The organism is Cellulomonas gelida (assembly GCF_006538725.1).
In the GTDB taxonomy this organism is placed as follows: Bacteria; Actinomycetota; Actinomycetes; order Actinomycetales; family Cellulomonadaceae; genus Cellulomonas; species Cellulomonas gelida.
Genome location: NZ_BJLQ01000022.1, coordinates 1 through 11,907 on the forward strand (window position 1 = coordinate 1; position 11,907 = coordinate 11,907).

Sequence of the window (11,907 nt, forward strand, 5' to 3'; positions counted from 1 at the left end):
CCACACCTGCACCACAGCACGCGCCCGTCGCGGCCGGCGGAGCGTGAGCCGCCGCGGCCTGCGCGACGCACCATCGAGCACGGCGACATCGAGCACCACGGGGGGAACATGGCCAGCGGCCTGCGAATCGACGACCTGGACGTCCTGAAGCAGCAGGTCAACGCCCTGCTGAACCAGTTCGACGAGGTCGAGGCAGCGACCGACAAGGCCCGTCGCGTGCGCCTCAACCAGGACAGCTCGACCTGGTCGCCCTTCCCCGCCGCAACCGTGTTCGCCGCGGAGTACCGCGAGCAGCTCGCCAAGATCGAGCGCGAGCTGCGCGGCATTCGCGACGAGCTCGAGAACATGCGGACGGCGCTGGACAAGGGAGCGGCCGACCTGGAGGCCACCGAGGACGAGGTCGCCGCGATCTTCGCGCGCCTCAACACCCTCGCGCTCACGGGCCCTCCCCCCGCCGGACCCGTCGCCCCCGACCTCCCGGTGCGTCCCACGGCGCCTCCAGACGGCAACCGGGTGGCCTGGTGAGCCGACTGCGGGCCGCGACGGGCGCACTCGGCGCCGGTCTGCTGCTGGCTGCGCTCGCCACCCCGGCCTCGGCCACGACGTCGGTCGATCCCGACGACGGCCTCTGGTACTTCACCGCGACCGGGATGGACGAGCGCCACGAGCGCACGACGGGCAAGGGCATCCAGGTCGCCGTCATCGACACCGCGATCAACCCTGACGTCCCCGAGCTGGCAGACGCGGACCTGCACGTCCGTGAGCCCTCGTACTGCGCTGCCGAGACGATGGGCCCGCTCCTGCCCGCGACGTCGGACGGCCCCGTCGCCGCGCACGGCACGTCGATGGTCTCCCTCATCGTCGGCAACGGTGAGGGGATCGACGGTGAGCGTGGCGTGCTCGGGGTCGCGCCGGACGCCGAGGTGCACTTCTACTCGAACATGGCGCTGCCCGCAGACGCGGACGTGCGCTGCCCGGCCCCGGACACGAACGCCGCCGCCTGGCAGTTCGGGCAGGCCATCGACCAGGCGGTGCTCGACGGCGCCGACATCATCTCGATCTCCCTGACGACCTCCTCCGGCGTGGACGCGCCCGCGATCGCCCGCGCACTGCACGCCGGCGTGATCGTCGTGGGTGCGCAGCCGTCGGACTTGAACGGCTCGTACCCCGCCGCGTTCAACGGCGTCGTCGCGGTGGACTCGATCGGCCCCGACGGCAAGCTGTGGGACGGCGCGGCCGGCGGGCAGGTCGTCGCCCCCGGGGAGCAGATCCGGCAGTTCACCGAGGCCTTCGACGGCTACCGGGTGACGAACGGCTCGTCGAGCGCGACCGCGTACACATCCGCGGCGCTCGCCCTGGTCTGGTCGGCCTACCCGGACGCGACGAGCAACCAGATCCTTCAGACACTGGTGCGCAACACCGACGGCGAGGACCACGAGCTGTACTGGGCCGAGGGCTACGGGTACGGCGTCGTGAACGTCCGGCACATGCTCGAGCACGACCCGACGACGTACCCCGACGAGAACCCGCTGCTCGTCGACGACCCGGACGCGACACCCAGCCTCTCCGAGGTCGCCGACCCGACTCCGCTCGCGAGCAGCGAGCCGAGCGCGCCCGCGACGTCGTCTCCCAGTGCCGCGCCCAGCGCCGCGCCGACGACCGCGACCGAGAAGCCCCCCGCCGGCGACGACGCCGCCGGCTCGGCATCGCGCGCCCCGGTGCTCGTGGGTGCCGCGGCGCTGCTCGCGGCGCTGGTCGCGGTCGTCGGCCTCGCGGTCCGCCGCAGCCGCGCGCACCAGGACACCTCGACCGGGCCCGGCGGCCCACCCACGACGCACGAGCCCGGCCCGGACCCACGAGGGGGACAGTGATGACCGAGACCAAGGCAGCAGAGCTCGCCAAGACGCTGCAGGCCGACACGAGCGCCGCGCTGGCGGACTCGGCCGAGCTCGAGTCGCTGCAGGAGCCGCTGCAGGCTGTGAGCACGACTCTCCGGCGGATGTCGAGCGACCTCGGTATCGAGGGCCTGTCCGGCGATGCCGCGAAGGAGAGCCTGGCGAACGTGGCCCGCGCCATGCTCAGCCGGGTCGATGCGCTCGTCGGGATCGCCGGGATCGCGAAGGACGCTGCGGCGGCGATCGCGACCGCGCAGGAGGACTACCGGGGGCTCCCGCGGGGCTACCTCACGTACACCGAGCGGGAACGACTGATCGAGGCAGGCTCGTCGACCGGCCTGCCGTACATCGAGGCCGGGCTGGCTGCTGCGCGCGAGAGCGCCGCCGCCACGGCGGTGACGACCGCGGCGACCACGCTGAACACCCTGACCGGGCTGCTGCCGACGGTCGCGGACCGCAACCGCGAGGAGGACCCCACGGGCCGCACGCCCGGCGGCGGCTCCACCCCTCGGACGCGGACCCCGTACGTCCCCCCGGGCACGAAGGGCCCTGTCCTCTCCGTCCCGGGCGACCCGCGCGACCCGGGCGACGACATCGGCACCCCGCGTGACCCAGGCGGCGACGGGGGCAAGGACGACGACGGCAAGGACGACGGGCCGATCGACGACACGCAGCCCCCGGGCGACAACGACGACGACGGCACTCCCCCCGGGACGGACCCGGGCTCGGATCCTGGCGACGACGGCGACACCCACGGCGACGACCGCCCGGGCCAGGGCACGGTGTACGGGCCGAACCCGGTCACCGGCGGCCCCATCGGCGGCGGTGGGGGCGGTGGTGGCATCGGCGGCGCACCGGGCGGCGGCTCGCTGGGCTCGCACCCGGGGCTCGGGAACTCCACGACCGGCCCCGGTGGCAGCGGGCCCGGAGGTGCCGCAGGTGGTGCTCTCGCCGGCGGTGTGGCTGTCGGCGGAACCGCGCTCGGCGCGTTCGGTGCAGCGCGGTTCGGTGGCGGCGGCGGTCTGGCGGGCCTCGGCGGTGCCGCGACCGGCCAGCTCGGGGGCACCGTGCTCGGCACGTCGGCGGTCCCCGCAGGCGGTGCCGCGGGCGGTGCGGCAGGCGGCGCACGCGGCGGTGCACCGGGTGCGCGTGGCGGCGCCTCGGGCCTGATGGGCGGCGCGATGGGTGGCGCGGGTGGCAGCAAGGACACCAAGCGCCGCGCAGGGTCGCTCGGCTACCTGGCGCCCGAGCTCGAGGACGAGGTCGAGGCAGCCGCGCGCGCGTCCGGCCTGAGCCGCGGTTCGCGCGCCGACGCCCCGACGATCACGGTCGACGCCACGGAGGACGACGAGACCTGGTGACGCACCAGCGCTGACCCTGGCAGCACCGCACCGTGGTCCCGTCCGCTCTCCGGACGGGACCACTGTTGCGTCGTCCGAGCCGCGGTCAGCCGGCGAGCTGCTCCACGAGCACCGTCCGGTCGCCGATGCGGATCGTCGCACCGGTCGGCACGGGCGTCGGACGTTCGGCGGCGACGACCACGCTCTGCCCCGACGGCAGCACCAGCACGGTCCCGTTCCCAGAACCGGCGTCGCAGACCCAGAAGCCCCGAGCGTCGATGCCGAACCGGGCGTGCGTGCGCGACAGCGAGCGCTCCGGGTCGTCGATCGTCACGACGTGGTCGCACCGGTCGCCGTCCCGCGGACGCGGCGCGCGGCCGATCACGCCCGGCCCGCTGACGCTCATGGCCTCGCCCGTGTCGAGCGTCAGCACGTACGTGCGCGGGCGCGACGGGCCCTGCGGGGTCGCGGCACGGGGCGCCTGCGGCCCGACCGCGACGGCCGCGGCGCCCGGTGCGTGGGCCTCGACCGGTCGCGCCAGGGTCGCCACCGCACCGGGCGAGCTCGCCCCCGCGACAGGTCCTGCCGCCGACGGCGACCCGGCCCACGCGTACCCCGCCGGCACGTCGCTGTGGCCGGGAGCGGCGAGAGCCGCCGCTGGGCTCCGCGAGCCGCGCACGTCGACGACCACGGCACGCCCTGCCTTGTCGTGCCAGCCCTGACGCAACGGGCTCCGGTCGCCGGCGACGGAGCCGACGACGACCCACTGGCCGACACCGGCGGCGAGGTGCCCGGCGAGCAGCACGAGCGCTCGCGACACACCCCGGGACAGGCCGGGCGCATAGGGGGACTCGGCGCGCGCCGCGCGGAGACCGAGCGCCAGGTTGCCGACCGTCCGTCCCGTGCGCGCCTCCCAGACGACGAGGCCGACCGCGAGCTCGGCGACGACGATCGCGGCGAGCAGCACGTTGCGGGTCACGCCGTAGACCGCGCCGGCGACGGCCGCCACGGTCAGCGTGTCGAGTGCGAACGCGCCGAGCCGCGCACCCACGCCGACGGTGCGCACCCCGTCGAAAGCGGCGCCCAGCGCGGCCGCGTCCGCGCGTCGCGCCGCGCCCTGCGCGGGTGCCGCTCCCGCACGAGTCAGGTCGCCGGTCCCGGCCCGCGCCTGCCCGGCCCGCGCCTGCCCGGCGGGACGCCGGCTCCGGCCGCCCGCGGCCCGGGTGCCCGCCGCGCGTCGCGTCGGCGGCTGCGCCTCCACGACCAGCACGGGTGCCGCGGGCGCGCCGCACCCGGTGCAGAACCGCGCCCCCTCGCGCAGCGGACGCCCGCACGCACCGCAGGTCAGCTCGCTCATCACCCCACCATCCTTCGCAGCACGTCGACGAGTCCTGAGGCCACCACCGCGGCGGGCAGCGCCAGGACGACGGCGAGCCCCTCGAACCCGTCCGCGAGCCGCGACGCCACGACGGAGTGCCAGCCCCGCGCGAGAGCGGCGCTGACCGCCGCGACGACCGCACCGAGCACGAGCGCGCCGACCGCCGCAGCGACCCGCCAGTCGGTGGGCACGGCGAGACCCGCCTCGAGCAGCACGAGCCCCGCGGCGAGCCGAGGGAGCCAGCGGCCGGCGATCCCCCGCGACGCGCGCGGCAGGAGGACGAACGCGAGCAGCACGCACCCGACGAGCACGAGCGCGCCCCACGAGGCGACCGAGCCCCGCTCGGGCGTCGCGAGGACCGCGGGGACCAGCAGCACGGTCGCGGTGCAGGCGAGCGCGACGGCGGTCGTGACCCGGCGCTCCGCCCCCTCGACGGTCCGCGCCACCAGGCGGGCGCTCACGCGGCCGAGCGCGCGCGGCCGTGGCGAGCGCACGGACTCGGCCGTCCGCGCGACCTGCGAGACGTCGACGAGCTGCTCGTCGGGGATCGCGAGCGCGACGCGCGGTGCGCCACGCAGCACGAGCGGCGCGAGCCCCACGAGCAGCGCCGGGCCGACCTGCTGCGGCAGGTCGAGCAGCAGGGTCGCGGACTGCACCGCGGCCACCAGGGCGAGCGCACCGAGGACGACCACGGCCTCGTCGTCGCCCGCCCGCAGCGCGCGCGTGACGATCGCGCGGACGCCCGCGACGACCGTCGCGCACACCAGGGCGACGACGACCGCGAGCCGCCGCTGCGCGTCGTCGTCCGGCAGGGCCGCCCACGCACCCGCGGCTGCTGCGAGCAACGGCGCGGCGAGCGTCGCGACGACGGCCGCCGAGGTCGCGGTCCCCCGTCCGGTCCGCCCCGTGGTGGCGACGACGAACGCGAGGAGCAGCAGCGCGACCGTCAGGCCCGTCGAGACCGCGCTCGGGAGGTCGGCGACCGGGCCCAGCATCGCGGAGAGCAGCAGGACCGTGCCGAGCGCGCCCGCCAGCGCGAGGAGACCGGCCTGCGGGCGGGGCCGGCGCGCGATCACCTCAGGGTCGACCTGACGACGTCCGCGCGGGCGCGGCGCGGGGCGCACGACGTGGACCGCGGCACCGTCGCCCACCTGGTCGCCCACCGGCGCCCGCACGTCGAGCAGGCGGCCCGCGGAGTCGAGGACCAGCGTGCCGGGGGCGTCCAGGGGCACGAGGACGGCGCGCAGCGCGTCGCCCAGGAGGACGTCGCGGCGTAGCGCGACGTGCCGCTGCTCGGTGCCGACCGCGACGACGAGCCGCACCTGGGCCTGTGGCACGGCAGCGGCCGACGCGGCGGGTGCCGTCACGTCCACCTCCTCGTTCGCTGCCTCGTCGGACGATGCGCGACGCTCCCGCCGACCGCCCACATGCTACGGGTCCGGATCGCCCCGGTTGCCGGTACCGTTGCGCCGTCTGTCGATCTCCGGCACCTGCCGGGCAGCAGGGAGGCTCATGTCGATCGTCGCCGACCGGAACGTGCAGGCCGGCCCACCACCCGTGCCCACGGGTCAGGTCGTCATGCAGCCGCCGCCCGAGATCCAGCCGTCCGACGGCGTCAGCGGTGTCCTGTCCAACCTCGTGCCGATGCTCGGCTCGGTGGGCTCCATCGTCTTCATCGCGATGTCGCAGCCCGGCGGCAAGGGCATGATCGCCGGCGGCATGTTCCTCGTGGCGTCGCTCGGCTTCGTCGCGGTCAACGGTTGGCGCCAGCGCGCGCAGCACCAGGCGACCGTCGTCGGGGCGCGCCGCGAGTACCTCGCGTACCTCGCGGACCTGCGCCGCACGGTCCGCCAGGCGGCACGCGCCCAGCGCCGCGCCGCGCAGTGGTACGCACCCGAGCCCGGCGCCCTGCCCGCAGTCGCCGAGGAGCGCTCGCGCGCGTGGGAGCGCACGCCCGACCACCCGGAGTTCCTGCGAGCGCGCCTCGGCACGGGCGCCCAGCAGCTCTCGCTGCGCCTGGAGGCGCCCCAGACGCCCCCGCTCGCCCAGCTCGACCCCGTCGCGGCGTCCGCCGCGCACCGGTTCCTCGTGACGCACCGCGTCCAGCAGGACATCCCGCTCTCGGTCGACGTGCGCAGCGCCGCGCGCATCGAGGTCGCCGGCGCGGAGCAGGAGGCGCGGGCGCTGGCCCGCGCGGTCGTCGCGCAGCTCGCGACGTTCCACTCCCCTGACCGCCTGCAGATCGCCGTGCTCGCGAGCGAGCGCGCCATGCCCGCGTGGGACTGGGTCAAGTGGCTGCCGCACGCGCACTCGACGCGCGAGCGCGACGCGGTCGGCCCGGCCCGCATGATCGGCACGACCCTGCCCGAGATCGAGGGCCTGCTCCCCGAGGGCCTGGCCGACCGCCCCCGGTTCGGCCGTGCGGCGCCGTCGGCGACGCCCACGCCGCACGTCCTCGTCGTCGTCGACGGCGGGCACGTGCCGGTCGGCAACGGGATCCTCACGTCGGACGGCGTCCTGGGCATCACGGTGCTCGAGCTGCCCGAGCACTGGGAGGACCTCGAGGACCCGAACGTGCTGCGCTTCCTGCTCGGCGCGGCGCTGCCCGACGGCGGCGTCCCCGTCGAGGTGCTGCGCACCGGTCTCGAGCCCACGCGGCTCAAGGGCGACCAGCTGTCCGTCGCGGAGGCGGAGGCGACCGCGCGTCGTCTGCTGCCGCTGTACGTCGACGCGGGCCCGCAGCGCGCCGACGGCCAGGTCTCCGCGGAGCTCGTCGACCTGCTGGGCCTGGGCGACGTGCGGGACCTCGACCTCGCGCGCGCCTGGCGCCCGCGGCTGCCGCGCGACCGCCTCCGCGTGCCGATCGGCCTGACCCCGCAGGGGCAGCCCGTCGCGCTCGACATCAAGGAGTCCGCGCAGCAGGGCATGGGCCCGCACGGGCTCATCATCGGCGCCACCGGCTCGGGCAAGTCCGAGGTGCTGCGCACGCTCGTGCTCGCGCTCGCCCTCACGCACTCCTCCGAGGACCTCAACTTCGTCCTCGTCGACTTCAAGGGTGGCGCCACGTTCGCCGGCATGGCCGACATGCCGCACGTCTCGGCGATCATCACGAACCTGGGCGAGGAGCTCACGCTCGTCGACCGCATGCAGGACGCGCTGCAGGGCGAGATGGTGCGCCGGCAGGAGCTGCTGCGCGCGGCCGGCAACTTCGCCAACGTCGCGGACTACGAGAAGGCCCGGCGCACCGACCGGCCGGACCTGCAGCCGCTGCCCGCGCTGCTCATCGTGGCCGACGAGTTCTCCGAGCTGCTCGCGGCCAAGCCCGAGTTCGTCGACCTGTTCGTCGCGATCGGGCGGCTCGGCCGCTCGCTGCAGATGCACCTGCTGCTGTCCAGCCAGCGCCTCGAGGAGGGCCGCCTGCGCGGCCTCGAGTCCCACCTGTCGTACCGGATCGGACTGCGGACGTTCTCGGCCGCCGAGTCGCGCACCGTCCTGGGCGTGCCGGACGCCTACGAGCTGCCGCCCGTTCCCGGCGTCGGGTTCCTCAAGCCCGACCCGACCTCGATGATCCAGTTCCGCGCCTCGTACGTCTCCGGCCCGCCCCCGGCGCGGCGGCGCACCGCGGTGGGCGCGGGCCCTGTGGCCACCGGACGCGCGCGCCTCGAGTCGTTCACGGCTGCGCCGGTCCTGTCCGCCTCGACTGTCCGCGACGAGCCCGACGAGCCGTTCGAGGAGGACCAGGAGAAGCGCGCCACGTTCGACATCGCGGTCTCGCTCATGGCGGGCAAGGGTCCCGCCGCGCACCAGGTGTGGCTGCCGCCGCTCGTCGTGCCCGAGACGTACGACCGCCTCATGCCGGACCTCGGGGTCGACCCCGCGCTCGGGCTCGTGTCCCCCGGCTGGCGGGCCGCAGGGCCGCTCACGTTCCCGCTCGGCATCGTCGACCGTCCGCTCGAGCAGCGGCGCGAGAACCTCACGGTCTCGCTCGCGGGCGCGGGCGGGCACATGGCCGTCGTCGGCGGCCCGCGCTCGGGCAAGAGCACCGTGCTGCGGTCGGTCGTCACCGGCCTCGCGCTCACGCACACCCCGCTCGAGGTGCAGTTCTACGTGCTCGACTTCGGCGGGGGCACGTTCACGCCGCTCGTCGGGCTGCCGCACGTCGCGGGCGTCGGGACCCGCGCCGAGCCCGACGTGGTGCGGCGGATCGTCGCCGAGGTCGAGGGGATCGTCGACGCGCGCGAGCGGTACTTCCGCGCGCACGGCATCGACTCGATCGAGACCTACCGGCAGCGCCGCGCCGCGGGTCAGGTCGACGACGGCTACGGCGACGTCTTCCTCGTGGTCGACGGCTGGTCGACGGTCCGCGCGGAGTTCGACGAGCTCGAGCCACGGCTGCAGGCGCTCGCCGGGCGCGGCCTCACGTTCGGCATGCACCTGCTGGCCGCCGCGAGCCGCTGGATGGACTTCCGCACTCAGGTCAAGGACCTGTTCGGCACCCGCCTCGAGCTGCGCCTGGGCGACCCGACCGACTCCGAGCTCGACCGCAAGATCGCCGCGTCGGTCCCGCGCGAGCGTCCGGGCCGCGGCATGGTCGTCTCGAAGCACCACGTGCTCACCGCGCTCCCGCGCATCGACGGTGATGGTGCGGCCGAGACGCTCGGCGCAGGCGTCCAGCACCTCGTGCAGACCGTCGCGCAGTCGTGGCGCGGCGCTCCCCCGCCCAAGCTGCGGCTCCTGCCGGAGCAGGTGGAGCTCGACGAGCTGCGGGTGCGCGCCCCGCGCGCTCCCGGCATCCTGCTCGGCATCGACGAGGCCGCGCTCGCCCCCGTGATGCTCGACGTGCGCGAGGAGCACCACCTGTACGCGTTCGGCGACTCGGGTGCAGGCAAGTCCGGGCTCCTGCGCCTCGTCGCACGCGAGGTGCAGCGCCTGCACACGCCGCAGCAGGCGCAGATCATCGCGGTGGACTTCCGCCGCGCGCTGCTCGGCGAGATCCCCGACGAGTACCTCACGAGCTACCTGACGACGCACGAGCAGGCCACAGCGGAGCTCACCGACCTCGCCGCGTACCTGCGCGGGCGCCTGCCGGGCCCCGATGTCACGCCCGAGCAGCTCCGCGCGCGGTCGTGGTGGTCAGGCGCCGAGGTGTACGTGCTCGTCGACGACTACGACCTGGTCGCGACCTCGTCCGGGAACCCGCTCATCGCGCTCGTCCCGCTGCTCGCGCAGGCGAGCGACGTCGGCCTGCACCTGGTCCTCACGCGCCGGACGGGTGGTGCGTCACGCGCGCTGTTCGACCCGGTCGTGCAGGCCGTGCGCGACCTCGCCGCGCCGGGCCTGGTGATGTCGGGGAGCCCCGACGAGGGTGCGCTCGTGGGCTCCGCGCGGCCGGTGCCGTCGGTACCCGGCCGCGCGCAGCTCGTCACGCGCGACGCGGGCCTGCAGGTCGTCCAGCTGGCCTGGACGCCATCGACGACCTGAGTCCCGCGTCAGCGGCTCTCGACCCGGACCGTCCGCTCGCCGATGCGCAGCGACCAGCCCACGGTGACGGTCGCCCGCGTCCCGGCAGGGAGCGCGGCGGCCGTCCCGTCGGGGCGCACGACGACGGTGCCGTTGGTCGAGCCGCGGTCCACCACCCACAGCTCGCCCGGCCCTGCGGGGCCGAACGCAAGGTGGGTCTTGGACAGCGAGCGGGCGGGGTCGTCGATCGCGACGACGTGCGTGACATCGCCCTGAGGCGCGCGTCCGACGACGCCGTCGCCCACCACGTCCAGACGCTCGCCCGTGTCGAACGCGAGCCGTAGCCCCTGCGGGACGGGCTCCATGCCCGCCGCGGGTGTGCGCAGCCGCGTCAGCTCGATCTCGTCGACCTCGTCGCCGCTCCAGCGCGGCACGGGTGTCGGCTGCACAGACGACGGCTGGACGGGCGACGGCTGGACGGGCGACGGCTGGACGGGCGACGGCTGGACGGCGGACGGCTGCTCGGCGAGCGGCTGCAGGTTCGGCCGTCCGGCGTGCTCGCCGACCGTCGCGCCGGCCGAGGGTGCCGTGGGCTCGACGCGCTCGTGGCCCGTCGGGGGCGTGTCGCCGAGGGTCGTCGCGGACATGGCGTCTCCCGACAGCGGCTCGGACATGCCGGTCGTCGGTGCTGGTGCGGGGGGCTCGGTGGCGCCCGGGAACCCGGTGATGAGCGCGCCGCCCGGGGTCTGCTGCGAGTGTCGGCCGGTCCCGACGCCGGGCGGCAGCGGCACGAGGCCGATCGCCGGCGGCACCTCGAGAGCGCCGGACCCGGTCGCTGCCGGCGACGACGGGGCCGGCGCGACGGAAGCGGCAGGCTCGACGGCCGGCGCAGGGACGCTGGACGCGGTGGGCTCGTGCTGGACAGGCGCGGCGTGCGCAGCAGCCGCGGCTGGTGCGGGTGGGGCCGGCGGCGGGGGCGGAGGTGGCACGGGCCCGACCGCACGCGCCACGGCCTGGTCCCACGCGCGCGCCGGGTCCTCCGCGCGCGCCACTCCGGTCGCGCTCGCCAGCAGGACGATCGTGCCCGCGGCCTTGTCGTGCCAGCCGCGCTGCGCGGGCGTCTTGTCGAACACGCCCGAGGCGACGACGAGCCACTGCCCGACGAGGCACACCAGCGCGCCCAGCCCGACGACGAGCTGGCGCAGGAGGATCCTCAGGAGACCCGCAGGCCGCCCGGTCTCCGCCGAGACGGTCCGGATGCCCAGCAGCGCACCACCGAGCGTCGCGCCGGTGATCGACTCGCTGACCCACAGGGCGAGACCACCGAGCCCGGCGAGCGCCGAGGGGACGAACGACGCGGTCACCGAGGCCGGGCTGACCTCGGGCTCCCCCGCGGTCGCGAACGTGATCGCGACGCCCACGCCGCCGAGGAGCAGGAGCGCCGCACCGTCGATGGCGAACGCAGCAACGCGGCGGCCCACGGGCGCGACGCTGCCGGGGACGACCGGGAACGCCTCACCACCGCGCATCTGACCCCGAGCCGTGGGCGCCGCGACGGTCCGCGCCGACCCAGCCTGTGCACCGCTCGAGGGCACGGCACCGGTGGGAGCAACGCCGGTCGGAGCAACGCTCGTCGGAGCAATGCTCGTCGGGACAGCGCTCGTCGGAACAGCGCTCGTCGGCATCGAGCCCGCAGGTGCGGAGCCGGCCGGAGTTGCACCAGCCGGTCCTGCACCGGTCGGTCCTGCGGCGGGTGGCGGCGGGGGCATCGGGCCGGCGCCGCCTGGTGCCGGGGCGACGGGCGCGGCGTGCGGTCCGGGCGGCGGCTGGCTCG

The 11,907-nt window shown here is 76.0% G+C and carries 7 protein-coding genes; 4 read left to right on the top strand and 3 right to left on the bottom strand.

What is annotated here, in order from left to right; genetic code table 11:
• The 3 genes from CGE01nite_RS10735 to CGE01nite_RS10745 form a co-directional block, all read left to right on the top strand.
• A partial coding sequence (locus CGE01nite_RS10735) for a hypothetical protein (RefSeq protein WP_218022618.1) occupies window positions 1-525 on the top strand: 525 nt, incomplete at its 5' end.
• Window positions 522-1,871: a S8 family serine peptidase gene (locus tag CGE01nite_RS10740; RefSeq protein ID WP_141370862.1), complete on the top strand. Its 1,350-nt coding sequence runs from the start codon at window positions 522-524 to the stop codon at window positions 1,869-1,871. The genes CGE01nite_RS10735 and CGE01nite_RS10740, both read left to right, overlap by 4 nt.
• Window positions 1,871-3,256, top strand: a complete 1,386-nt coding sequence (locus CGE01nite_RS10745; protein WP_141370864.1) for a hypothetical protein — start codon at window positions 1,871-1,873, stop codon at window positions 3,254-3,256. Before CGE01nite_RS10740 ends, CGE01nite_RS10745 begins: the two co-directional genes overlap by 1 nt.
• 85 nt (window positions 3,257-3,341) lie before the next feature.
• On the opposite strand, the gene CGE01nite_RS10750 is transcribed toward CGE01nite_RS10745, so the two are convergent.
• Both CGE01nite_RS10750 and CGE01nite_RS10755 read right to left on the bottom strand, forming a co-directional pair.
• A complete protein-coding gene (locus CGE01nite_RS10750; protein WP_141370866.1) occupies window positions 3,342-4,592 on the bottom strand; it encodes an RDD family protein in 1,251 nt (416 codons plus the stop codon).
• The gene (locus CGE01nite_RS10755; RefSeq protein WP_141370868.1) at window positions 4,592-5,980 is read right to left on the bottom strand and encodes a hypothetical protein; all 1,389 of its coding nucleotides are present in this window, start codon (window positions 5,978-5,980) and stop codon (window positions 4,592-4,594) included. Before CGE01nite_RS10755 ends, CGE01nite_RS10750 begins: the two co-directional genes overlap by 1 nt.
• A gap of 145 nt (window positions 5,981-6,125) precedes the next feature.
• On the opposite strand from CGE01nite_RS10755, the gene eccCa reads away from it, so the two are divergent.
• Window positions 6,126-10,094, top strand: a complete 3,969-nt coding sequence (eccCa, locus tag CGE01nite_RS10760) for a type VII secretion protein EccCa (RefSeq protein WP_048341887.1) — start codon at window positions 6,126-6,128, stop codon at window positions 10,092-10,094.
• 8 nt (window positions 10,095-10,102) lie between these two features.
• Here the strand turns inward: eccCa and CGE01nite_RS10765 are convergent, their stop codons facing one another.
• Window positions 10,103-11,554 (bottom strand): RDD family protein, encoded by a 1,452-nt coding sequence (locus CGE01nite_RS10765; RefSeq protein ID WP_229747483.1) that lies wholly within the window; start codon window positions 11,552-11,554, stop codon window positions 10,103-10,105.
• Window positions 11,555-11,907: the final 353 nt, after the last annotated feature.